Source organism: Nocardia sp. CA-135953 (assembly GCF_050955735.1).
Classification (GTDB): domain Bacteria; phylum Actinomycetota; class Actinomycetes; order Mycobacteriales; family Mycobacteriaceae; genus Nocardia.
Genome location: NZ_CP192082.1, coordinates 6,673,381 through 6,697,885 on the forward strand (window position 1 = coordinate 6,673,381; position 24,505 = coordinate 6,697,885).

At 66.8% G+C, this 24,505-nt stretch carries 18 protein-coding genes; 11 read left to right on the top strand and 7 right to left on the bottom strand.

The window, feature by feature from the left end; genetic code table 11:
• Positions 1-526 precede the first annotated feature (526 nt).
• From ACQPXH_RS30400 to ACQPXH_RS30410, 3 genes are all read left to right on the top strand, one after another.
• A complete protein-coding gene (locus tag ACQPXH_RS30400) occupies positions 527-1,402 on the top strand; it encodes a polysaccharide deacetylase family protein (RefSeq protein WP_433599869.1) in 876 nt (291 codons plus the stop codon).
• Between the two features lie 283 nt (positions 1,403-1,685).
• Positions 1,686-4,409 carry an ATP-binding protein gene (locus tag ACQPXH_RS30405; protein WP_433599870.1) on the top strand — a complete coding sequence of 908 codons (2,724 nt, stop codon included), beginning with the start codon at positions 1,686-1,688 and terminating at the stop codon, positions 4,407-4,409.
• A complete protein-coding gene (locus tag ACQPXH_RS30410; protein WP_433599871.1) occupies positions 4,406-4,996 on the top strand; it encodes a GTP-binding protein in 591 nt (196 codons plus the stop codon). Before ACQPXH_RS30405 ends, ACQPXH_RS30410 begins: the two co-directional genes overlap by 4 nt.
• A 32-nt stretch (positions 4,997-5,028) precedes the next feature.
• On the opposite strand, the gene ACQPXH_RS30415 is transcribed toward ACQPXH_RS30410, so the two are convergent.
• On the bottom strand, positions 5,029-5,748 hold the full coding sequence (locus ACQPXH_RS30415; RefSeq protein ID WP_433599872.1) for a hypothetical protein: 720 nt from the start codon (positions 5,746-5,748) through the stop codon (positions 5,029-5,031).
• A 64-nt stretch (positions 5,749-5,812) separates the two neighbouring features.
• Here ACQPXH_RS30415 and serC point away from each other — a divergent pair, with 64 nt between their 5' ends.
• The 3 genes from serC to ACQPXH_RS30430 all read left to right on the top strand — a co-directional run bounded on the left by serC (position 5,813) and on the right by ACQPXH_RS30430 (position 9,616).
• The gene (serC, locus tag ACQPXH_RS30420) at positions 5,813-6,937 is read left to right on the top strand and encodes a phosphoserine transaminase (RefSeq protein WP_433599873.1); all 1,125 of its coding nucleotides are present in this window, start codon (positions 5,813-5,815) and stop codon (positions 6,935-6,937) included.
• Between the two features lie 409 nt (positions 6,938-7,346).
• Positions 7,347-8,474, top strand: a complete 1,128-nt coding sequence (gene sepH / locus ACQPXH_RS30425; protein WP_433599874.1) for a septation protein SepH — start codon at positions 7,347-7,349, stop codon at positions 8,472-8,474.
• Positions 8,475-8,872: 398 nt separating this feature from the next.
• Positions 8,873-9,616 (top strand): DUF6928 family protein, encoded by a 744-nt coding sequence (locus ACQPXH_RS30430; protein ID WP_433599875.1) that lies wholly within the window; start codon positions 8,873-8,875, stop codon positions 9,614-9,616.
• Positions 9,617-9,625: 9 nt separating this feature from the next.
• Here ACQPXH_RS30430 and ACQPXH_RS30435 read toward each other — a convergent pair whose 3' ends face one another.
• Together ACQPXH_RS30435 and ACQPXH_RS30440 are read right to left on the bottom strand one after the other, a co-directional pair.
• Positions 9,626-9,937, bottom strand: coding sequence for a DUF2537 domain-containing protein (locus ACQPXH_RS30435; protein WP_433599876.1), 312 nt, complete (start codon positions 9,935-9,937; stop codon positions 9,626-9,628).
• Complete coding sequence (locus ACQPXH_RS30440) at positions 9,934-10,737, bottom strand: TrmH family RNA methyltransferase (protein ID WP_433599877.1); 804 nt, start codon at positions 10,735-10,737, stop codon at positions 9,934-9,936. The genes ACQPXH_RS30435 and ACQPXH_RS30440 overlap by 4 nt, the downstream gene beginning before the upstream one ends.
• Positions 10,738-10,915: 178 nt before the next feature.
• On the opposite strand from ACQPXH_RS30440, the gene ACQPXH_RS30445 reads away from it, so the two are divergent.
• Positions 10,916-12,121, top strand: a complete 1,206-nt coding sequence (locus ACQPXH_RS30445; protein WP_433599878.1) for a GNAT family N-acetyltransferase — start codon at positions 10,916-10,918, stop codon at positions 12,119-12,121.
• Positions 12,122-12,830: 709 nt separating this feature from the next.
• A complete protein-coding gene (locus ACQPXH_RS30450; RefSeq protein ID WP_433599879.1) occupies positions 12,831-13,259 on the top strand; it encodes a YccF domain-containing protein in 429 nt (142 codons plus the stop codon).
• A gap of 24 nt (positions 13,260-13,283) precedes the next feature.
• On the opposite strand, the gene ACQPXH_RS30455 is transcribed toward ACQPXH_RS30450, so the two are convergent.
• Positions 13,284-13,721 (bottom strand): MarR family winged helix-turn-helix transcriptional regulator, encoded by a 438-nt coding sequence (locus ACQPXH_RS30455; RefSeq protein ID WP_433599880.1) that lies wholly within the window; start codon positions 13,719-13,721, stop codon positions 13,284-13,286.
• A gap of 63 nt (positions 13,722-13,784) precedes the next feature.
• Between ACQPXH_RS30455 and ACQPXH_RS30460 the strand changes: the two genes are divergently transcribed.
• On the top strand, positions 13,785-14,021 hold the full coding sequence (locus tag ACQPXH_RS30460) for a DUF2530 domain-containing protein (protein ID WP_433599881.1): 237 nt from the start codon (positions 13,785-13,787) through the stop codon (positions 14,019-14,021).
• 9 nt (positions 14,022-14,030) lie between these two features.
• Here the strand turns inward: ACQPXH_RS30460 and ACQPXH_RS30465 are convergent, their stop codons facing one another.
• On the bottom strand, positions 14,031-16,088 hold the full coding sequence (locus ACQPXH_RS30465; RefSeq protein WP_433599882.1) for a neutral/alkaline ceramidase: 2,058 nt from the start codon (positions 16,086-16,088) through the stop codon (positions 14,031-14,033).
• Between the two features lie 127 nt (positions 16,089-16,215).
• Here ACQPXH_RS30465 and ACQPXH_RS30470 point away from each other — a divergent pair, with 127 nt between their 5' ends.
• The gene (locus tag ACQPXH_RS30470) at positions 16,216-16,830 is read left to right on the top strand and encodes a TetR/AcrR family transcriptional regulator (protein WP_433599883.1); all 615 of its coding nucleotides are present in this window, start codon (positions 16,216-16,218) and stop codon (positions 16,828-16,830) included.
• A 45-nt stretch (positions 16,831-16,875) separates the two neighbouring features.
• Here ACQPXH_RS30470 and ACQPXH_RS30475 read toward each other — a convergent pair whose 3' ends face one another.
• Together ACQPXH_RS30475 and ACQPXH_RS30480 are read right to left on the bottom strand one after the other, a co-directional pair.
• The gene (locus ACQPXH_RS30475) at positions 16,876-20,436 is read right to left on the bottom strand and encodes a sacsin N-terminal ATP-binding-like domain-containing protein (protein ID WP_433599884.1); all 3,561 of its coding nucleotides are present in this window, start codon (positions 20,434-20,436) and stop codon (positions 16,876-16,878) included.
• The gene (locus tag ACQPXH_RS30480) at positions 20,433-23,699 is read right to left on the bottom strand and encodes a DUF3027 domain-containing protein (protein WP_433599885.1); all 3,267 of its coding nucleotides are present in this window, start codon (positions 23,697-23,699) and stop codon (positions 20,433-20,435) included. The genes ACQPXH_RS30475 and ACQPXH_RS30480 overlap by 4 nt, the downstream gene beginning before the upstream one ends.
• Positions 23,700-23,716: 17 nt before the next feature.
• On the opposite strand from ACQPXH_RS30480, the gene ACQPXH_RS30485 reads away from it, so the two are divergent.
• On the top strand, positions 23,717-24,490 hold the full coding sequence (locus tag ACQPXH_RS30485) for a glutaminyl-peptide cyclotransferase (RefSeq protein WP_433599886.1): 774 nt from the start codon (positions 23,717-23,719) through the stop codon (positions 24,488-24,490).
• The last annotated feature ends 15 nt before the right edge of the window (positions 24,491-24,505 follow it).

Here is a 24,505-nt window from a genome sequence, read left to right on the forward strand (position 1 = left end):
GCCAGGCACGCGGTCGGTGGCTGGCAAACGGGTCGTCGAGACTTGCGCCTGCGGCGCATGCGTTTCGACGGGGCGGATGCGAGACGGGCCGCGAACTCCTCGCTCGTAAGCATCTCGCTCCGTGCGGGGTGGTCAGTGCTTGAACGGACTTTGTCAGGCCAGGCACGCGGGGTCGGGTTGGCTGGCGAACGCGTCGTCCAGACTCGCGACTACGTCGCATGCGCTTCGACGGCTCGGACGCGAGACGGGCCGCGAACGGTCGCTCGTAAGACTCGCTCCGTGGGGGCGGCGATGACGGGGCCTTCGGCACCTGATGCACTCGCATCGAATGGGGCGAATCCCGTGGCCGCGGCGCATGCGCTTCGACGGCTGAGTCGATGGTGCGCTATGCGGCGTACGCGAGACGGGCCGCGAACGGATCGCTGGTAAGACTTGCTACGAGCGGGGCTGGGTGAGCGAGGAATCTCGCTGCCGATATTCCGCGTAGCATCTCGGGGGACGCTGTGGGAGAGAGAGTTAACGGGGAATGCTGGATAGGAATGTGTCGCGGCGGCGGCTGATCGGATTCGGTGCCGCGGCTGCGGCTTTCGTCGCTGGTTGCAGTACCGACAAGGACAGAACTACCACCGCGCAATCGAGAACGACCACGGCCGCGAACGCCGTTGACGTGCAGGCCATTCCGAGATCCCCGTTGCAGCAGGCCCCTGCGGCCAACTCCGCCGCGGCGGTGGCCGCCCGGCACGCGGGTGCCCACCCGACGCGGTGGGGCACGGAGATGGACGGCATCACAAGCACTTTCGCGGCGAACGGCAAACAGATGGCGGTCACCTTCGACGCGTGCGGCGGGCCCGGAAATAACGATATCGATGAGACATTGCTGAATATGCTCATCTCCCAGCAGATTCCGGCCACGCTCTTCCTGAACAAACGCTGGATCGACGCGAATCCCGGTCGCGCCGCGCAATTGGCCGCCGATCCGCTGTTCGAGCTGGCCAATCATGGTGTGGCACACAAGCCGCTATCGGTGACCGGCCGGGCCGCCTACGAAATCCCGGGCACCGGCTCGCCGCAGGAGGCCGCCGACGAGGTCTGGGCCAATCACGAACGGCTCACCACCTTGCTCGGCAAACCGCCGCGGTTCTTCCGCGCGGGTACCGCGCACTATGACGATGTCGCGGTCGCGATCGTCAACGAATTAGGTGAGCGGCCGGTCGGTTTCAGCATCAATGCCGACTACGGCGCCACCGCGAGTGCGGCGCAGGTGCAGAATGCGATGAAAGCCGCCGCACCCGGTACGATCTCGCTGGCGCATATGCACCGGCCGAATTCCGGAACGGCCGCAGGCATGACGTCGGCGCTGCCCGCGCTGCGATCGGCGGGGTTCACCTTTGTCCATCTCTGAGCACCGTTGCCACCCGTAGCCGGGCTCGGCACGCCATCGTGCCGGTGAGCCGCGGGGTGCAATTATTACGGTATGGAGTGCACGCCCCAGGATCGCGCCAATAACGCGCAACCCCCGGCGGCAAGCCAGTATGGTACCGATGCTGACCGGTGTCGCGATGTCAGCCGACCGCCTGCCGGTCGCTCGAAAAACAATGGTGAGACGGATTGCGGCCGTGCACCGGGCATTTCGCCAGCGCGAGATGACCGGATCGGCCCGATCCGAGCGGAAGGCGGTATGTAGGGTGGCGCAGGGAATCTTCGCGCACACTCGATGGCGGAATCTCGAGCAATGGCGAGTCCGCTGGAAAGTCGGCGCGGCCGTTGCTCTTCCGCTGGCCGCGGCCATTCTGCTCGGCGGTCTGCGCCTGACGGTCTTGTTCCGCGATTACTCCGAATACGACAGTGCGGCCGATCGGATCTCCGATATTCCGGCGATCACCGCACTCGAATCGGCGGCCTCGACCGTCGCAGGCGGGCAGGTCTACGGCACCACCACCGACCAGGACCTGGTCGAATTGTCAACGGCTATTACCGAAGCCACGGTGCGCGCGGGACGCAACGGCATCGATCCGACGGTCGCCAGGGCGCTGAAGCAGATGACCGCGACCAGCGAGGTCATCCGCTCAGGCGGTAAGGGCGGCGGCGATCCGGTGAGGGCCATCGAGCTCAACAACGCGATTGTCGCCGATGCCGTCGGCACTGTGGACAAATTGCTCACCCCCGTCGGCGTCGGCTCGGTCGTGGCCGCGAAGGCGCAGCTCTCCGATGTGCTGGTCGGCAAAGTCGAGGGCTTCAACTGGCTGATGGCGGCCATGACGGCGATCCAACAGCCGACCCAGGCCGAGAATTTCCAGATTGCGCAGGGACGCATCCTGGCCGCGGCCGATGCGATCGAACGGGTGTTGCCCGCGGCCAAACCGCAACTCGATCAGGTGGTGCGTCCCAATACCGCGGTGCTCGAGGACATGATCGAGGTCGCGATGCGCACGCACGTCGTCGACCTGGTGGAGTTGCGTCGGCTGGCCATCGAATCCCGCGATGTCTTCACCGGATTGACGCGCCAGATCGTGCAGGGCGTCATCCATGATGTCGACGACAAGGTCGCCGAGGCCCGATCCTCGGCCGTGCAGGCCTCGCTGGTGGTGCTCGGGACCGTGATCGCGGCGCTCGCACTCGCGCTGTGGGTCGCCCACTCGCTGCTACAGCCGCTACGCAGGCTGCGGGCCGGTGCCAGCGAACTCGCCGAGATCGACCTCCCGAGCGAGGTCGAACGGATCATGCGCGGCGCCCAACTCGAGGACATCGAGGTGAAACCGGTGCCGGTGCACACCGGTGAGGAGATCGGCGAAATCGCCCGCACCGTCGACGGTTTGCACACCCAGGCACTCAAACTCGCCGCACAGCAGCAACTGCTGCGCGATCAGGTCAACGACATGTTCGAGACCATGGCGCGGCGCAGCCAGACGCTGGTGGATCGCCAGCTCAGCATGATCGAAGCGCTCGAATTCGAGGAGAAGGACCCAGATCGGCTCGGCCAGCTCTTCCGGCTCGACCACCTGGCCGCGCGCATGCGGCGCAACAGCGCGAATCTGCTGGTGCTGGCCGGAACGCGGTCGCGCCACGATCGGTCCGGACCGGTCGAGGTGCGCGATATTCTGCGCGCCGCGGTCTCCGAGGTCGAGGACTATCAGCGGGTCAAATCCGGTGCCACACCGGACGGTTGGGTCGCGGGCATCGCGGCCACCGATGTGGTGCATCTGATCGCGGAGATGCTGGAGAACGCGCTCCGGGCCTCACCGCCCGACAGCGATGTCACCTTCGCCTACAGCCGGACCTCCGAGGGCGGCCTGCTCATCGAGGTCATCGACGAGGGCATCGGCATCACGGCGAGCGAACTGAACGAGATCAACGAACGGTTGGCGACGCCGGCCGTGGTCACCGTCGCGATGACCCGGCAGATGGGCATGTTCGTGGTCGGCAAACTCGCCGAGCGGCACGGCATCACGGTTCGGCTGCGTCGGACCCACGATCGCGCGCTCAGTCCGGGAATCACCGCGAGCCTGCACATTCCGCCCGCGCTGATCGAGGTGCCGTCGCAGGATGCGGAGGATCCGTCGACGCTGAAGCCGGTCATTCCGGTGCATCGGGACACGCTCGGCACCAAGGCGGGCGCGGATGTTGCCGAACCTATAGCCAAGGCGGTCACACCTGTTGCCAAAGCCGAACCCCCCGCACGTCGAATCGGTGCACCGCCGTCGGCCGCACCCGAGCCTGCCGAACCTGCGGCGGATGCGCCCGCGGCACCGCCGGTGATCACCAGTTATGGTCTGCCGAAACGGGTTCCGGGAGTCAACCGCAAAGGTCGGCGCAAAGCGGGAGGGGCTGCTACGAAGCCATCGAGCACCACCGCGGCGGCGGGCGCGCCACCGCGGTCCGCTAGCGTGGCCGATTCGGGTCCCCCGACCGGGCCGCAGGAGCGGGTGGCGAAGACGACCTCGTTCTTCCAAACCGAAGAGGGGGATTCGGCGGAGACCGCCGAATCCGCTTCGAACGGGTCTGCTTCGAACGGATCGACTTCGAACGGATCGACGCAGCCCACCGAAAGGAAAGCGGCAACGCCGATTTTCACCGGCATGATGTCGGCGTGGTTGGCGGATCCGGCTACGGGGGAGCTACCGGTTTTGAAGAATTGGCATTCGTCGGCGGATGAAGGCTGGTCTGCGGCAGAGCGGGCAGCGGATCCGACAATCACGGAAAGGACAACGTCCGGGCTACCGAAACGAGATCCAGGGAATCAGTTGGTGCCGGGTGGGGCCGAATCGGGGTCGGCGGCAATGGAATCCGCGGCGAGCACGCGCCGCGACCCGGAAACGATCCGCTCAGGATTGAACCGGTATCAGCGGGGGGTACGTGACGGAAGAGCCACTGGTAAGTTGAAACCCCTTGCAGCCGAGGATGTTCGATGACCGCACCTGAACAAGCACCACCCGAGACCACATCCCGCGCGGTCTCGGCGAAAATCGTGATAGCCGGCGAAATGGGAGTCGGCAAAACTACGCTGGTCGGCGCGGTTTCGGATATCGTTCCGCTGAAAACCGAAGCGCTGATGACCGATCTGAGCTCCGAAATCGACGACACCTCGGCGGTCCCGGACAAGACGACCACCACGGTCGCCATGGATTTCGGTCGGATCACCCTGTCCGATGATCTGGTGCTGTATCTGTTCGGCACGCCCGGGCAGCACCGGTTCTGGTTCATGTGGGACGACCTCAGCCTTGGCGCGATCGGCGCGATCCTGCTGGTCGACACCCGTCGAGTGGACGACAGTTTCGCCGCGGTCGACTACTTCGAAGAACTCGGACTGCCGTTCCTGGTCGCGGTCAACGAATTCGAAGGCGCCCCCAAGTTTCCCGAGGAGGCCATCCGCGATGCCCTCTCGCTATCCGCTGATGTTCCGGTGATGATGATCGACGCCAGGGACCGGGAATCGGCCAAGACCGCGCTGATCACACTGACCGGACATGCGCTGGCGCGGGTGAAAGCCAAGAGTTAGCGAAACGGCGGCTCGAATACCGAGCCGCCGCCCTAATCCTCATCGAGGGAGGCAAGCCAGTCGACCGCGACGGATTCGCCGCGGTCCACGGTGAAGAAGGCGACCTCCAGATGTTGGCCCAGATCGACGAGGCCGATCGCGACCAGCGGTACCGGTTGGATCAGGCGCACGCGCCATGGTTTCGCCTCGTCCCAAGCGCGCAGTTCGAGGTCCAGGCGCAGCACCGGGTCGTCGCGACCGGCGTAGTCGGCGGCGACCGGCGCGGCGGCAAGGACAGTGGCATCGGCGCGGCGGCCATCGGCGAGGATCTTCGAAATGCTCGCCCGGCCGGTCTCGGCGATATCGGGCACATAGAGCACCAGTCGGTCGCGATCGCCCGGATCGACCCGGCAGCCGACTACGTCACCGGGCTGCATCCACTCCAGGTCGTCCTCGCGCATCCGCTGCCGCACCCGGGTTTCGTATGGCAGCGCGCCTTCCCCCTGCACTCGAATCCAGAAAACGTGTCCGGGTTCACTGCGCCCCGCGACGTTCGTGTCAGGCCCGGAGGCGGTAGCCCGCGCAACCACGGAGGGCCTCGCGAACGTCGCCTTCGAACTCGGCCGCACGCCGAGAATGGTCGCCGAGCCGATCGCGCCGTGCATGAGCAACTCGCGCCGCTGCGCATCCGATAGCGCGCCCGTGCGCAATCCGAAGTTCCGCGGCCCCCTGCTGCGCTCTCGCCACCCCGTGCTAGCCGACGCAAGGTTCATGGGCGATAACGTTAGCCGGAGTGTGGTCAGAGTCACAGCATTACCACCGTCTACCCTGATGGCCATGACCGCTGAGTTCCCGATCATTCCCGACGATCTCAAGCCCGCCGACGGACGGTTCGGCTGTGGCCCCTCCAAGGTGCGCCCGGAGCAGTTGCAGTCTCTGGTATCCGTCGGCGCCTCGGTGTTCGGAACCAGTCACCGGCAGAAGCCGGTCAAGGATGTGGTCGCACGCGTGCGCAGCGGCCTGCGCGAACTCTTCGCGCTGCCCGACGGCTACGAGGTGGTGCTTGGCAACGGTGGCACCACGGCGTTCTGGGATGCCGCCGCCTTCGGTCTGATCCGCGAGCGCTCGCTGCACCTGACCAACGGTGAGTTCAGCTCGAAGTTCGCCGCGGTGGCCAAGGGCAACCCGTTCATCGGCGATCCGATCGTGGTCTCGGCGGAGCCGGGCAGTGCGCCCGAGCCGGTTTCGGACCCGTCGGCCGACCTCATCGGCTGGGCGCACAACGAAACCTCCACCGGTGTCTCGATCCCGGTGCAGCGTCCGGCGGGTTCGGAGAACGCGCTGATCGCCATCGACGCCACCTCCGGTGCAGGCGGTTTGCCGGTCAACATCACCGACGCCGATGTCTACTACTTCGCACCGCAGAAGTGCTTCGCCTCCGACGGCGGCCTGTGGGTCGCGCTGATGAGCCCGGCCGCGCTGGCCCGGGTCGAGGAGATCAAGGCTTCGGGTCGCTGGACCCCGGAATTCCTTTCGCTGCCGATCGCGATCGACAACAGCACCAAGGATCAGACCTACAACACCCCCGCACTCGGCACCCTGCTGCTGTTCGCCGACCAGATCGAGTGGATCAACGGCAACGGCGGACTGGACTGGGCGGTCAAGCGGACGCTGGATTCGTCGTCGCGGCTGTACTTCTGGGCCGAGTCGAGCTCCTTCGCCACCCCGTACGTCGCGGATCCGGCGCAACGCTCACAGGTTGTCGGCACCATCGACTTCGCCGACTCGGTCGATGCGGCCGCCGTCGCCAAGGTGCTGCGCGCCAACGGAATCGTGGACACCGAGCCCTACCGCAAGCTCGGCCGCAACCAGCTGCGCGTCGGCATGTTCCCCGCCATCGACCCCGAGGATGTTTCGCAGCTGACGCGTAGCATCGACTGGGTCGTCGAAAAGCTCGGCTGACAACAAACGGCTCAACACACCACAACGCCCGCCGAACGGGCCGCGAACAAACGACCTGACGTAACAGACCCGCACTACCGACCAGCACGGAGCTGTCTGACGAGCGAGGAGTTCGCGGCCCGTCTCGCGTCCGAGTCGTCGAAGCGCATGCGCCGTAGGCGCGAGTCTCGACGGCGCCGCCGCTAGCGACTTGCTTGCACGTCGCTCGAAAGGGTCGGACGCGAGACACCAGGGGTCCGCGAACACGCCGCGGCCAAGCGGCCGACAACACGAATAGAGCAGATTAGCGGGGCACGGAGGGACTTTCGCAGATTTCCGCCCCGCGTGTCTTGCCTCGAGATCATCAGTAGTGCACTACTGTTTCGGAAAAGTGGGCGGTGTCGCGAGCCGACGCGATAAGGAGGTAACGGTGCGTGAACTTCGAGTGATCGGGGTGACGCCCGACTCCACACACATCGTGTGCATCGACACCGAGACCGGCACCAAGTACCGGCTGCCCGCCGACGACAAGCTTCGAGCCGCAGCACGCGGAGACCTTGCCCGATTCGGCCAGATTGAGATCGAGATGGAAGCAACTATGCGTCCCCGCGATATTCAAGCTCGTATCCGTGCCGGGGCATCCGTTGAACAGGTCACCGAAGAATCCGGTATGCCGCTGAGTCGCGTGGAGCGGTTCGCCTATCCGGTGCTGCTGGAGCGGGCCCGCGCCGCCGAACTCGCGCAGAAGGCGCATCCAGTGCGCGCCGACGGTCCGGCCGTGGAAATCCTCATCGATATCGTCACCGCCGCGTTCACCGAGCGCGGGCACACACTCGAGAATGCCGAGTGGGATGCTTGGAAGGACGAAAAGGGCTTCTGGGTCGCGCAATTGCAGTGGCAGAACGGCCGTTCCGAGATCGCCGCGCATTGGCGCTACCAGCCCGACGCGCACGGCGGCTCGGTTTCCCCGCTCGACGATCCGGCCTCGGATCTGATCGATCCCGACTTCGGCCGTGCCCTACGCGGACTCGCCACCATCCTGCCGCCGCAGGCGGAGATCGAGGCGCCGGCGGCGCCCGAACCGCCGGTAGAGACCCGGCCGGTGGAACCTCGTCCGGCCGAGGCGCGTCCGGCGCGCGAGGCCGCGGCGGCACCGGCGCGTCCGGCGGCCCGGACCCAGCCGACGTTGGACGAGTACTACGAGCAGCGTTCCGTCGCGGCCGGCGGTAGCAGTACGCCGGTCAGCGCGGGTGGTGCGGCAGCCGCGATTCCGCCCGCCGCGAGCACGAATGCCATTCCGGCCGCGAGCGGTTCCGCTTCGGTCACCGCCGGGACGAATACGGCTCCGGCGGCCGGTGGTGCTCCGGCCGGTGCGGGCACCCCGGCTGCGCCCGCCGCTGCCGCCCCGGCCAAGGCCTCGAAGCCTGCGCCCAAGCCCGCTGCTTCCGAGGAAGCGGCGAAGAAGGCGCCTGCGAAGGCAGCTCGGAACAAGCGGGGGAAGGCGCCGATGCCGTCCTGGGAGGACGTATTGCTCGGGGTGCGGAGCTCGGGCCACTGAGTTTCGCTCCTGCGCTGAGTACTCGGCAGCACTGCGACACCCGAACCTCCGTAGCCGCCAACCCCTTCGGACATAACCCAACTTCGGCCAGCCGCCCGGCGCGCATCCGACCCGATCAAGATCAGGCGGCAATGGCGGCGGGGGCTTCTCGGGCGATGCCGCCATGCGTGCCACCTGATCTTGATTTCGGGCGGTTTGTTGCGAATTTCTGGGGGGTGCTGGCGTGTTCGAATGCGGAAGGGGCGATGTTGGCGCGAGAGTGCGGGTAGATTTCGGTGTGTCGTCGACTTGGTGAGTCGACGGTCGGGCGGGTCACGGTAGCGGGAGTTGCTAGAGGGCGCCGTGGGTTGCTCAAAGTTTGCGGAGCTGTTTGGTGCAACCATCGGGAGGTGCCGGAAATGCTGTCCAAGGCTTCGTCTCTCTGGTACGTCGACGCACAGGATCCGTTGGCGGTACTCCGCGCGAACCACGATCCGGACCCCGAAGCCGCGCTCGCGCTGGCGAAACAGTTGCACACGGACCGTGATGTCAGGCCGATCATGGTCGGCACGCTGGGCGGTTGCGCCGGACCGGATGCCGACGAGGTGTACATCGGCTGCTATCCCGGGGTCACGGTGGTGTGCTCGGCACAGGCCGCACGTGCGCATCCGACGGCGCTGGCGGAGTTGCTGGTTCGCCCGCTCGCCTCGGAGCACACCTATCTGATCTCGTTCGACGCGCATCACGGCTGGGGCGCATTCGCGCATTGGGAGCGTGGCGAATTCCGGCGCTCGTTCAGCTCGACGCGGGTGAACATCCTGGAGGACGAGGGCCTCCCGCTGGTGTGGGAGCGTTCGTATTGGGCAGGTGATCATCCGGTGCGGTGGCAGGCCGGGGAACTGCCCGACCCGCAAACCCTCCCCTTCGACCCACCTGATTTCGCCGACGCCGCCAATAACGAATGGCTCGGCTTCCACTACCGCGCCCCAGCCCCCGAGGGCGCACTGGTGTCAGGCGATATCGCGGTCTGCGGATTCACCCTCTACCCGAAGGGCCAGGCCCCCGACCCGACCGACCTGATCCCACTGGAGCAGCACAACGGTGACACGAAATCGAGACGAGGTCTGCTCGACTGGCTGCGCGGCAAGGACCCCGTCTCGTAAGGGTCTCTGCTAACGCGACAGGCCGCCGATGATCAGGACCAGCCAGCCGAGCAACACACCGACGGTGCCGCCACCGATGACCCACCGGGTCACCGGTGCCAGGCGCCAGCGCCAGGCGGTGGGTGCGGCGCCGCCGACCGCCACCAGGTTGACCAGGATCGCGAGCAGCGGATGGACCTCCGCCAAGGCCGAGCCGAATGCGTACACCGCGACGGCCGTCAGCAGTGCGACCATGGTCGCGACGGTGAGCCCGGCGGCCCACGGGGTCGGATCCTGGTACGGCTGGTATGGCCGGTACGCCCCGTTCGGGAAGTAACTCACGACGTCCTCACCCGTTCATAGAACGCCATGGCGGCCGCAGTAGCCACATTGAGCGAATCGGTGCCGGGTGACATCGGGATACGGGCTCGAATGTCGGTGGCCCGCATGGCTTCCTCGGTCAATCCGGGTCCCTCCGCGCCGAGCAGCAGCGCCACCCGCTCCCCTGTCATCGCCGTCGCCAAATTCACCGCAGCCGGGTTCGGGGTGAGCGCGATGATCTGGAATCCGTTGCTCCGCAACACATCCAGCCCCTCCGGCCACTTCGGCAGTTGCGCGAACGGCACCCGCAGCACATGCCCCATCGACACCCGCACCGCACGCCGATACAGCGGATCGGCGCACCGATCGCCGAACAGAATCGCCTCGACGCCGAGTCCGGCGGCATTCCGGAACATCGAGCCGAGATTCTCGTGATCGTTCACGCCCTCCAACACCGCGACCGTGCGGGCCCGCTCGATGACGTCGCCCACGGTCGACTCCGCGGGCCTGCGCGCCACCGCGAGCACCCCGCGATTGAGATGGAACCCGACCACCTCCGCCATCACCTCGGCACTCGCCCGGTAATACGGCACATCGATCCGCGACAGATCCTCCGCGAGCTCCACCCGCCGCTTCTCCACCCCGAGCAGCCCACTCGGCCGAAACCGCGAATCCAACATCCGCTGGACGACCACCACCCCCTCCGCGATCACCAACCCCTTGCGCCCCGGCAGATCCGGCCGCCGATCCGCCGACTTCAGATCGCGAAAGTCATCGACTCGCGGATCAGCGGGATCGTCGATATCGATCACATCAGCCACCGCTACATCCTGCCGTTTGCCGACAGCTCCACGAACACCGGTGCCGCAGACCTTTGTGCTCCGCCGTCGGCGAGTCGCGCGGCAAGTCGGTATGCGAAGTATTCGGAGCTTCTGTGGGAACTCCGTGAGGGTGGTAATTCAGGTGCGGGCGGGTCGGGGAGCGTGCGATCGTCGAGGGATGACGCTGATACCCGGCATCACCATTCGGTCGGCCACCGAGGACGACGTGGCGGCCATTCAGTTGCTCGGCGACACCTCGTTCGGGATGCGCGGCTATCCGGCGCATGCGCGATTGCGGGCGCAGCTCTGGCCGACCGAGGACGCGATCCTCGCCATCGATGACGGTCGCGTCGTCGGACATGCCAGGTCGACTCGGATGACGCTGACGGTGCCCGGCGAACGCACCGTCGAGGCCTGCGGAATCGCCGGGGTCGGAGTCTCGCCGACACACCGACGGCGCGGGATTCTGCGGGCCATCTACACCGAGCAGCATCGACGCACCGAGGCGGACGGGCTCGCATTGACCATTTTCACCGCGAGTCAGGGCGCCATCTACGGTCGGTTCGGGTACGGACCGTCGATTCGGGAGAACGCGGTCTCGATCGATCGGCGCTTCGTCGAGTTCCTGCCATCCACACCCGATCCGGGCGGCGTGGTGCTCAGCACCCTGGCCGACGCGGGCGCGTCGATGCGCGCGATCTACGACCGGTGGCGGCGGCTGGTGCCCGGTGCGCAGGCGCGTCCCGAGGCACGCTGGCGAATGGAACTCGACGATCCGCCGGCGTTCCGCAACGGCGGCACCGACCTTTTCGCATTCCTGCACCCGGACGGGTATGCGCTGTACCGCTATCACCGCCGCGAACACGGGATGGTCGCGGTGGTCGAGGACATGCGCGCGGTGACCCCGGAAGCCGATATCGCGCTGTGGCGGGCGCTGTTCGGATTGGAGCTGTGCAGCCACGTCGAGGCGTCGATCACCGACAACGATCCGCTCCCGTATCTGCTCACCGATCTGCGACTCGTGCGCACGAAGGCGCGCAACGACACACTGTGGTTGCGTCTCATGGATGTTCCCGCTGCCCTGACCGCTCGCTCATACCTCCGCGATCTCGATATCGTTCTCGCAGTACAGGATCCGTTCCGCAACGCAGGCGGCACCTTCGCGCTCACGGTGCGCGACGGCGTCGCCGAATGCACACCCACCACCCGCCCACCCGACTTCGAACTCGGCATCGACGTCCTGGCCTCCATGTACCTGGGCGCCTACCCCGCCCGGGTCTTCGCAGCCGCCAACCGCCTGCAAGCCAAGGACTTCGTGCAGCTACGCGCCCTCGACGAGGCATTCGGGGCGGAACGAGACGCAGTGCTCGGCTGGTTCTTCTGAGCTGGGCTGTTGCTGTTGGGTCAGCTCGGCCCCGCCGGGTCGGGTTGGTCCGCCAGTCGGTCCGCTCCCGCGTAGCTGGGTCGCGGGCCAACCCGGTTCGTTCAGCCGAATCGGCTGATCCCGCCAGCCGATCCGCTCCCACGCAGCTGAGTCGTCTTTGCGGGCCAACCCGGTTCAGCCGAATCGGCTGATCCCGCCAGCCGGTCCGCTCCCACGCAACTGAGTCGCCCTTGCGGGCCAACCCGGTTCAGCCGAATCGGCTGATCCCGCCAGCCGGTCCGCTCCCACGCAACTGAGTCGCCCTTGCGGGCCAACCCGGTTCAGCCGAATCGGCTGATCCCGCCAGCCGGTCCGCTCCCACGCAACTGAGTCGCCCTTGCGGGCCAACCCGGTTCAGCCGAATCGGCTGATCCCGCCAGCCGGTCCGCTCCCGCGTAGCGGGGTCGTCCCTGCCGCATGCCTGGTTCTCCAGTCGAGTTGAATGGGTGAGCCGACCAGCCCGCAGTTTCGGGGATTTTCTGAGAGCCTGGCTGCCTCGAGCCTGCGTTTGCCGAACTGAGCAATTCTGAGCGGCCGAATCCGCTCACGACCGCCGTTCTGCGCCGAGGCGGCCGGTCAGGCGCTGGTTTCGCTGATCGGGGATATCCCTGAGCCGTCCTCGTACTCCGGAGTGATGTCCGGAGGCGACGTGGGCTGGCATGCTGGATTCATGAAGCCGATTCAGCTGGTGCTCAATATTCTGTGGCTCGTAATCGCGGGGTTCTGGATGGCGCTCGGCTACATTGTCGCGGGCATCATCTGCTGCGTTCTGATCATCACGATCCCCTGGGGTATCGCTTCGTTCCGGATCGCGACCTATGTGCTCTGGCCGTTCGGACGCACTACGGTCGAAAAACCTTCCGCGGGTGTCGGTTCGATGATCGGCAACATCATCTGGTTCATCGTCGCCGGTTGGTGGCTGGCGCTCGGCCACCTGCTCACCAGCATCCCCTTGTTCATCTCGATCATCGGCATCCCCTTCGGCTGGGCGAACCTCAAGCTGATCCCGATCTCGCTGTTCCCCCTCGGCCGCGAAATCGTGGACAGCGACCAGCCATTCGGCGCCCAATACACCCGCGGTGGCTACGTACCTCGCTAGCAACCAGGGTCCAGGATGGGTCGGTTACTCCGAGTCGTCGACGAGTTGCTTCATGATCCCGACGGCGCGCGTCAGCACGACCAGTTGTTCGTCGGTGAGGGTGGAGAGCTGTTCGGTCATCCAGGCCTCGCGGGCACTGGCTTCGTCGGCGATCAGTGCGCGACCCGCATCCGAGAGCGACACGATGATCTGGCGGCCATCGGTCGGATGCGGCTTGCGCTCCACCAGTCCCAGATCGGAGAGCGAGGCGATCACGCGCGTCATCGAAGGCGGCTGTACGCGCTCCTTGGCGGCCAACACGCCCGGCGTCATTGCCCCTTCTCGATGCAGGGTGGCGAGTGCGGAGAGCTGCGTCAGGGAAATCTGCGCGTCGGCGCGCCGCCCCCGCAGATGTCGCGTCAAGCGCACCACCGCGAGCGACAGCTCGCCGGCGAGAGCTCGAACATCCGATGGCGTTGTCACAGAGCAGAACGATACGGGACACGCTGGCCGGTGACCGCCTCTTCCCGCAGCTACGCTGTGACTGTGCCCCAGAATGTCCCGCAGATCCCGCCGCGCTTCACCGATCCACGGCCGGTCCTCGTGGTCGGCAGCGCCCTCTGGCTGATCGCCACCGTCGTCGTGTGGACCAGCGACCGCTGGGAATCCGCCCGCCCGGTGTGTCTGATGGGTATGGCCGTCGGCCTGCTCGGCTACACGATCTTCGCGATCCAGCGCCGGGGCGCCCGCCGCGGCGACAAAGGCGCGCAAACCGGACTTTGACCGCCGGCCTCAGCTCACTTCGAACTCGTTGGTGATACCGGTGAAGGGGTGCAGGGTGCCGTCGGGGCTGAGACTGTCGGCGAAGTGTTGCATGCGGTAGGTGCCGGGGGTGGCGTCCGTCGGGATATCCCAGGTGAAGCGAGCTACGGATGCGGCCGGTCCACGTTTGCTCCAGTAGAAGCGGACGGCCCATTCGCCCTCGTTGGCGACGCGGACCCAGTCGCCGGATGCATTGCGGCGTTGCACTTCCAGGAAGGTGCCGTTGCGACGGGGGTTGTGTTTCGGGTGGGCGGAGACGAATTCGGCGGCGGCCTGGGTACCGGGCGCGTGCGAGGCGGCGGGCTGGGTCAGGACATCGCCGAATCCACGACCCGACGGTGTGGTGTCCGGGCCGGGTGCGGGTTGGAAGTTCGGCTGCAGGTTGGATATGTCGCGCGGCGCAGGTCCGCGCGGGACCTGCTGTCGAGCGGCGAAAGCCGTTGCCAGACGGGCGAACTCCTGCTGGTAGGCGGGCAACGTGTACCGGCCGAAAAGGGTTGAGCCGCCCTCGTACTGCTGAGAGTCGTATTCCTCAGGAGTGGTGACGTATTCGTGATACGCGTTCGCGTAGCCCTGCATCAGCACCTGCTCGAGCGGAACGCCGAGCGCGGCGGCAACAGCTCGGCGGATGCGCAGTCCGGCGACAATGGTGAATTCCGCACCGCCGCAGGCCAAGTAGAGCTCACCGATCCGAACGATCTGTATCGGCACCACATTCGGCACCCACGGCACCGGCGGCAACAGCCCGAGCGGCGCGATGATCGCCTTGGGCGCCTGCGCATCTGCCAGCCAAGACGGTGCGGGCCGGCGCGGATCGCCGAGCGCATCGATGAACGGATTGCGCACACCCTCGGGGATCGGAATGCCAGGCAGGCCTGGACCATCCTCGACGCTGCCCGCGATGAGAGAGACACCCGCGGCGGCGGGCGCGGTGTGGCGCGGTTGGCCGTCGGGTGTGAATCTGCCGTCGACGGCGGTATCGGCCAGGTCGATATAACAGAGCATCGAATCGACCGGACCGCTGATGGACTGTGCGCCCGACAATGCGGTTTTCGACGCGCGGTACTGACGCTCGCCGATGATGCGGGTGTTGTCGAACTCGTTCTCGGTCGGTCCCGAGCCGGGTTTCAGATCGAGATTCGGGGACATATCCCCCGCGTTGGTCTGCGCGAACGCGGCGACGAAATCGGCTGGGCCGCCGAGATACCGAACGCCGTGCTCGGTGTGTTCATACGAGAACGAGGCGTAACCCTTGTTATCCGCGCTGATCAGTCGGTTCTGGTTGGTCATCGACGTGTTGTGCGTAGCGAACCAGGTGATTGCGCCGACTTGTTGGCCGCCCTTGACGAATGACAGTGCGGTGACCGCAGGGTCGATGGCATTCGGGAACTGCTGTTTATCCACATCTGGATTGCGTTCGAAGGCAACTCGTGATCGGTTGACGCTCGCGTCGTGCAGTTCGGCGCGACCCAGCGAAAGCGTGCCCGGTCCGAGATCGGCGTGCGCGGCGGCGATCGCCTCCACGATGCCGTTCACCTCGGCGTCATATACCTGCTGTTGAAAACCCAGAATCGACAGGTTGTACGCGTAATCGTTGCTGGAGCCGCCACAGGTCGCATGCGAATGCGTCGAGGTGAGCGCGACGTTCTGTTCGGTGTACAGATCACCGAAGCGGCGGCCGAGTTCGAGCATGACGCCGCGGTGCACGGACTGGAAAATCATGCCGTTCTCCGCTACTGCGAACACGATTCGACGCGCACCGCTGGCGATGATGAATGCGCGAGCGCGCGGGCGCAGATGGATGCCCGCCGTCTGCTGCTCGAACTGTGAATAGCCCATCATTCCGCATTCTGCGGCCGGGCCGGTGATATCGGAAAGCCCCAGTCCGATGAGGTAGCCGACTATTTCGGGAGCCGCGGTGGCCGGTGCGCCGAGCGCCGAAGTCACACCCGGCGCCGTCGCCGCAGTCGCGAGCGCGGCGGACCCCGCCGCGGTTCGGGCCAGCACCGTTCTGCGTGACACCGGCATACGCGTCTCCCTTCGATCCCGTGCTGAAGCGAACCACACAACTGGACAATCGTCCAGTCGAGATTTTCGGCCCTGCGAATTGACTGCGGCGGAGTTGCGGACTTAACTCGCTTGGGTGTCCTCCCGATTGAGCGTCGAAGAACGACGGGCCCACCTTATCGAGGCAGCCATCGGCCTTGCCGAGAAAAAGGGCGTCGCGGGCGTGACCACGCGCGATGTCGCTCAGGCAGCTGGCGTTTCACTCGGTGTGGTGCATTACTGTTTCGAAAACAAGGACGCGCTGATGACCGAGCTGGTCAAGGCGTTGTCGATGGAATTACGCGATTCCGTCGATGCCAACGAAACAGTTTGGCAAGACGTCGGAAGTGGAAAAGAAGCGCTTCAAAAATTGGTGCGCGCCGGGCTCGAACTGATGTGGCTCAACATTGAAGCAACACCGGAACGACAACTGCTCACATACGAAACCACGACATATGCGCTACGCGAAGGGGAATCGACTCCCGCGAAACTCGCGATAGCGCGCGAACAGTACGCATTCAACGACACGACGGTCGCCGACATCCTCGACCATGCCCGCGATGCCACCGGTTGCCAGTGGTCCGTGCCGGTGCCGACGCTGAGCCGCTTCACCTTGAATGTGATCGACGGTGTTGTGCTGCGCTGGTTGGTCGACAACGACAGCGAAAGTGTGCGCGGACAACTGGATCTGCTCAGCGAGATGGTTGCGAACTACGCGGTGTAATTCGGCTGGGTAGCTATGTAGCTCTGGGTAGCTACGTAGCTGCAGTCAGGCCGGATGGTGCGGGGTTCGGATGTGGGTGGTTGCGCCGTCGCGCCACCAGGGGACAGACACGGTGGCTTCCAGGGCACCGCGCAGGCGGATCTGGAGATCGTCGTGGAGCACCAGGTCGCCTTGTTCATCGGGCAGGATGAACAGTTGGCGGAGAACGATTCCCAATGGTTCGGCGGACCACGTGGTGTGGCGGCCCTGGCTCATCACCTCGGCCGTGATCACATCGGAGACCATGGGGAGATCGAGCAAGGTCGCGAGGGCGGGCGCGGTAGCGGAATCGCCTGCTACCAGGTGATCCGCGGGAACGGCGAGGCCGAACCACGGCTGGTCGAGTACCCAGGCGTCGTTGGGGTCGACGACTGCCGAGGACAGGGCACGCACGCGCTCGGGGAGCTCGAGTTCGGTCAGGTCGAGGTGATCCACGGCGGCCGCGAGGCGGGCGTGGGTTCGGGAAACCACATCGGGCGTAGGGGTTTTCGACGGGTCGGCGAGTGCGTCCAGCAGTGCGGCGGCCAGTTCCTGGGTGATGGCATTCGGGTTCGCCAGGACTGCGCGTAAGGCTTCGGAGTCCAGGCCGGAAAGTTCGAATTCGGGGAGTAGGCCGGCGAATTCGGTATCGGCGGGGTGACGGAGCAGACCGAGAGGGGTTCCGTCTATGCGCGCATGTCTGCGCAACCACCAAGTCGTGTAGCCGTCGGGATCGGTGAGCAGTTCGCGGGTACGCGGAGTGGATGCCAACTGCCGCAACGCCTCTGGCCAGCAGGACTCTTCGACGAGGTCCAGGTCGCGGACGGCGGCCAGTTCCGGCGGATCCTCGGGCAGGTCCGACCACCAGCGCTCCTCGTCGTCCAGGTGGTGATCGGGGCCGGTGGGATCGGTTTCGACGACAATGCTGAAATCCCAGCCGACGCCCACCGCACGCAGCGCCTCGGCGCCGTAGCGGTCCACCAGATCCGTCGCGACAGTGCCGAACGGCGAATCGAGCACCAGCAATGTGCTCAGCGGCGCATCGGGGAGCAGCAATTCGTCGGCGGGGAGCAATTCCCCAGTAGTGTCGGGTAATTCGAGGAGGCCGAGCCAAGACGGGAGTGCCGACGGATCCGTATGTGCGGCGAGGCGCAGCACGGCATCTGTGGTGTCGGGATCGCCCGGCTGGTCCTCCAGTTCCGCGCGTAATCCGGGATCGCTCAACAGATCCTCGGCGGTGGCCGAACGTGCGCCGAGTCGCGCGAGGAGTGGATGCACGGCCTCGGGGTGCACCAGACGCGCCCAGTGCACCGGTATGGCGAAATCTAGCTGGTCATCCAAAACTGCTGTGCGCGGGCCGGTTACCAGCCGGCCGTCCGCCAGCGGCACCGCGAGCGCGCCGAGCTCTTCAGCGGCCAACGGATCGACAACGTACGGCTCCAACGCCGCGTACAGCGAATGCCACCACGTCGGGGATCGCTCGAGCCCGGCCGAAAGTTCCGCCAGCCGGGCAAGTCCCAGTCTGTGTACATCCAGTACAGCCAGAGCCTCGCTGTGTGTGCGCCCCGACAACTCGGGTACTATCAGCGGTCCGACGACGTCATCGAGCAGGTCGGCCAATTCCCGACTCAGGCCGGTGAATACGCTCGCTCGCGTTGGCACCGCATGTCTTATCCGGGGCGCGGACGAGCGCGCGTCGCCGGGAAGGTCTGCGGCGGTCCAGTCGTCAGTGCCGAGCTCGGCATCGCTCTCAGCGGCCGTGCGCACCGAAAAGGCTTGGTCAGCAACGGCTGACCGGGTACCGGCCGAGGCCGACTGTGCGGCGGTTTCGCCAGCGGCTTCCGAGCGGGTCGTGACGACTGGTAGCCAGGGGTGAGTCTGCAGTTCGCGGATCAGGGCCTCGCGCAGAATGCCGTCGACCTCGCTGCGCGCGAAGCCCGGGGAGGGAACCAGGACGAGTCGATCGCGCGGCGGGAGTGCTCGGGCGAAATCGGCATAACCCTGCGCGAATTCGGCAAGGCGAGCACCAGGGAGGACGCGGCGGCGGTCCGGCTGCATCGGTATGTCGGCTATCAGGAGAGCTGGTAGCGACAGCTCCTCGTCGGATCGCGTGGGTGCGCGCAGCACATCATGCACAGCGGACACCGGCCTGCCATTTTGCAGCGGCAGCAACCAGCGCGCCCGCGCAGTCCGGTACTCCCACCAAACCCGTCGCTGCGATCCGGGGCCATCGATCCGCAACTCCCTGAGCCCTGCCCCTGCGGATCGGCCGATGCTCAGGTCTGCCTCGGTGCCGCCGGATTCGGCATCGTGGGTGTCGTGCGGCCCGATCAGGTCGGCGTGCCCGTCACTCGGGTCGGCGCGCCCGCCACTCAGGTTCGCGTCACCGCCAGTCAGGTTCGCGCGCCCGTCACCTGGGTTCGCGTGGCCGCCACTAGGGTCCGCATCACCGCCGCCCGAATCGGCGCGCCCGCCACTCGGGTCCGCGTGGCCGTCACTCGGGTCCGCGTGGCCGTCACTCGGGTCCGCGTGGCCGTCACTCGGGTCCGCGTAGCCGCCACTCGGTTTCGCGTAGCCGTCACTCGGGTCCGCGTAGCCGCCACTCGGGTCGGCACCCCCGCGCGTAGGATCCACATGCCCGAGAGTCGGATGCGCATAGCCACGGCTCGGGTCCGCATTACCGCCGCGGAAGTCCACACGCCCGTGACTGGGATCCGCATAGCCACGGCTCGGGTCGGCATCGCCGCGAGTTGGGGTCGCGAGGGTATCACCACTACCGTGTGGCACGCCTTGTCGACTGTGCGGATGCGAAGCGCCGCCGCCGAAATCCTCGCTGACGTGTGCGGGGTGGGGATCTTCGTGCTCGCACTGGTGCGGACCTTCGGTGGGCGGATCGGTGACCGTGCTGGTGATCTCGTCGTCGCCGATTCGGATGCTCTGTAAGGCGGGCAGTTCCAGGAGGAGGTCGACGGCTTCGGCGCGCATTGCGGCGAGTAGGGATTGGGGGTCGATGTCGGGGTGCAGGCGCAGGACGATCTCGGTATCTGCGTCCGGTGGCGGGGTGGCGTCGGTCGGCCAAGCCAGGCGGAGGACGGGTGGGGTGAAGGCTTCGGCCGGGTCTGGGACGGTGATCGCGTTGTCGCGCAGGGCTTTCCAGGTGAGATCGTGGGAGAACCGGATGGAGCCGGTGGTCGATCGGACCTCGATCTCTTCGCTTACCGTGCGTACGGCGGTGAAGCCGACACCGAAGCGGCCGACGCTCACGGCCGGATCCGCCTTGCCGGAAGCACGCAGCGCGGTCAGCGCGTGCACGCCCGAAAGATCCAACGGTGCACCGGTATTCGAAATGTGCACCGCACCGTCTACGAGACGCACCACCACTCGGCCCGCGACACCGGCCTTGGCCGCGGCGTCCGCGGCATTCTGCGCCAATTCGGTCAGCAGCCGATCCCGGTACCCTGCCCGCACCAGATCCGCTTCGGTCGCCGCATCCTCCCGCAACCGAGTAGGCGAATCACGCCAAGCCGCAAGCACCCCCGCCCGCAGCCCCGACGTCCCGAACGGATCCGCCGCCGATACCGCGCTCACCCCTGCAGCGATGACCCGAACTCCGGCCGAGCCGCAGCCCCGGGCCCACTCCCACCCGCACCGTCAGCGGCTTGGTCACCGGCACCGGCGACCCCGCCGTCAGCGTCCGGGTGCCCACCGTCAGCGTCCGCTACAGCACCGTCGGCATCGACCGCCTCGCCACGAACAGCAGAGGCCTCGCCATCGGTTCCGGTAGCCCCGCCATCAGAGTCCGCAGTCGCACTGTCAGCGCCGGCGTCCTCGCGCTCGGCACCGGCAGTCTCGCTGCCGGCATGCGCAACGCCGCCGCCGATGTCCGCACTCGCACTGCCGACATCGGCGTCCTCGTCATCGACACCCGTGGTCTCGCTGCGAGCGTGAGCAACGCCACCATCGACACCCGCATCCCCACCAACAGAGTCGACAGACGCGCCATCAGCACCCACTATCTCACCGTCAGCGTGAGCAACACCGCCATCGACGTTCACACTCGCACTGACTGCGCTGGCCACCTCGTTGTCAGCGCCCAGTGCGTCGGCATCGACAGCGCCACGATCAGCATCGGCACTCACGCCGTGCGCTTCGGCCACCTCGCCTCGAACGGAGGAAGCTTCGTCATCTGGAACTTCAGCTCCGCCTACGAAGTCTGCCGCCGCACCAGCCGCGCCTGCACCCGATTCCGGCTGCGGCACAGCACCTTCAATGCCCGGTTCGATCACTGCGGCCTCAGCTTCGGCCGTCGCATCGACGACCGGCTCAGCCATGTGGTTGACGTCCGATGCCAGAGCGCCACCCGAACCTTCGGACACGGCCTCGTCAACGCTCGACTCACCCGCAGCGACGCCACCTTCTGCACCAATGGCCGACGCCCCAGCAGCATCACCGACCTCGGTAGCCCCGGTCGCGAAACCAGCATCCGATTCCGGCTGCGGCACAGCACCTTCAGCACCCGGCTCGACCACAACGGCACCGGCCGCTGCGCCGACCCCCGACCCCGGCTGCGGCACGCTCACTTCAGCACTCGACTCAATAGCGGCGTCGGCGCCCGCCACAGCCTCGAGAGGAACCGCCACGCCACTCCCGGCAATGGCACCAGACGCGATCTCAGCGCCCGATTCCGGCTGCGACGCGGCCACTCCGGTGCTCGACTCAACTGCGGCGGTGTCGCCTGCTGCGCCACTCGCCACTGCCTCGGGAGCTGCCTCGCCGCCCCCGGCGGTTGCACCGGGCGCAAGCTCGGCACTCGACTCCCACTGCGACGCAGCAGTTTCGGCGCTCGGATCTCCCGACGTGGGGAAGCTCGCTGAGCCGGCGGTAGCCGTGGCCTCAGAGCCTGCCACGCTCTCGGCAGTGGCACTGTTCGGTTCGGTCTCGCGACTGACGGATGCACCCGTCGTCGATCCAACCGGGCCTTCCGCCGCATCCGCGCCGGGCGCCACTGCGCCGATCGACTCGCGGTCCGCATCGGACGAACCAACAGGCTCGACCACCGCGCTCGGCTCAGTGACCACGTCAGCAGCAGGGCCGAATGCGGCTGCGGCGCTGGACATGTCGGCCACGCCCTGGGCGACGACATTGGGCTCACCCGATGTGCTCGACTCTGCCGCAGCCTCGCCCGGCAGGTGCGCAGCGTTCGACTCGACAGCGCTGGGCGACTGGCTGCCGAAACGCGAAGCAGCAGCGCCGGGCTCCGGGGAAGGCGGCTCAGCAATTGCCGCAGTTCGAGTTGCGGCAGTCGCATCATCTGCCTCGGTGCCGACACTCGGTGCCGCAGCATCCTCGACGACCGCCGGATCGGGCTCAGTCAGCGAGTCGGCTGTCAGATCTACCGCAGCGTCACCGGGCTCACTGACCCCGCTCGGCGTGGTGGCATCGTACGCGGCGGCCGTATTCGGCTCGGCCGCAACATCATCCGACGCGGCGACAGCACTCGATTCGACAGCACTCGATTCGACAGCGTTGGGCGACGCGGCCGCAACATCACTCGACGCACCAACGCCGGGCTCGACGGTCGACTCGACGACATGGCTCGTCAGTCCTTCAGCCGCCTCGGTACTGGGCTCGCCGTCCACACCACCTGCGGAGAAATCGACCGCAGCATTCGGCTCGGCCGCAACATCATCCGATGGGAGAGCATTCGGCTCCACCGCGCTGGGTGACTCAGCCACGACATCACTCGACGTGGCACCGCCGGGCTCGACCGAAGTCGGCTCAGCGGCCTCACCTGTCAGATCTTCGGTGGCCTCGGCATCGGCCTGACCGTCCGCGCCAGGCACCGAGACATCGTGCGCGACCGACGCATTCGGCTCAGCCGTGACATCATCCGACGAGATGGCAGCCGACTCCACTGAGCTGGTCGCAACATCGCCGACCCCTGCCTCGCGCGGCTGGGCCGCAGTGTCGGATGCGCCACGATCGCTCGGTTCGACCGTGGTCGGTTCGGCCGCGATCGCGGCATCGCTGATGCCCGCCGCGGTGGAAGACTCACCCTCGGTGGTCACCGGATCCGGTGCGGCTTCGGGTGCGGGCTTGCGCAACGCCTCGACCGGGATCACGTCGAACGCCGCGTCGTCGAACGCCTCGTACAGCGGCGATCCGCCGCCGGTGGGGACTTCTACGTCGGAGTGCGCGCCGCAGCCGTATTCGGCGTGGACTACGTGGCCATTGGCGCCCATGGCGTTGCCGCAGACGCCGAAGGCGGAGCGGAGGGCGCCGGCGAGGGGGAGGTAGAAGCCGCAGCGGCCGCAGGTGGATGGGGCGGCCTTCGCCATATCGGTTTCAGGGCCGTATTCGGAGTACCAGCGTTCGGCGGCTTCTTCGCGCCCCTCGCGGCTGAGCACCTTGGTGCGGCCCAGGCCGATTTCCAGCGCAACCTCGTCGACGGCCGGATCGCCGCTCGCGACGTAGCCGGGCACCAGCCGGGGATCATCAGCAGGCGGGGCGAGCAGGTCGCCGGGCGCCAGATCGCCGGGGCGGATGCGCTGCTCCCACGGGACGAAATCGGGTGCGACGAGTGCGTCCGGACCGGGCAGCAGCGCCGATTCGCTCACCGTCGCGTACTGCGCGTCCGGCGGGGCGGCCACCACGACCGCCCACTGCCAGCCGCGATAACCGGCCAGGGTGGCCTCGAACCGGTGGGTTGCCGCGGCCTCGTCCTCGCCGGTGACACCGATATGCGGGCCGACACCGGTCGGCTCCAGCTCCAGGAGCGCACGGCGGGCCACGTCGACGGCATCGGCAAGGATCGGCCGCACGCCGGACTGCGAAACAGATACTGCGCTCACGGCCTACATTTTGCCGTATGGAGCGCAATCGGCGTTCGTTGGCCGTCGTTGTCCTGGTCAGCCTGCTCGGAATCACCGGGTGCGGCGGCTCCGACGACGATCCGCCGCGACGGCATATCGAGGTGGTCGGCACCCGTCCACACGATCCACGGGCGTTTACCGAGGGTCTGGAGGTCGACGGCACCGTGCTCTACGAAGCCACCGGCATGCCGGGCGCGTCGGGGGTGCGCGCGACCGATCTGACTACCGGCGACGAACTGACCAGAGCCGAACTGCCCGCGCCCTACTTCGGCGAGGGCGTCACCAAAGCCGGTGCCACCCTCTGGCAGCTCACCTGGAAGCACCGGATCGCGATCGCCCGCGATCCGGCGACATTGGCCGAACACGCCAGGGCGTCCTACGAGGGCGAGGGCTGGGGGCTGTGCACCCGCGCGGGCGAATTGGTGATGAGCAACGGCACCGACACCCTCACCTTCCGCGATCCGGTCACCTTCGCCGTGACCGGCACGGTAACCCTCACCACCCGAAACCGCGCCCACCTCAACGAACTCGATTGCGCCGCCGATGGTTCCGTCTACGCCAATTCCTATCCCACCGACGAGATCCTGCACATCGATCCCGAAACCGGCCGCGTCCTCGCGGTCATCGACGCGAGCGGACTGCTGCCCGCGACCGTGCGCGCGCACACCGATGTGCTCAACGGCATCGCGCAACTGCCCGGCACGGACCGCTTCCTGATCACGGGCAAATACTGGCCGACCATCTTCGAGGTCCGATTCGTACCGGACTGAGCGAGCCAAGTCACC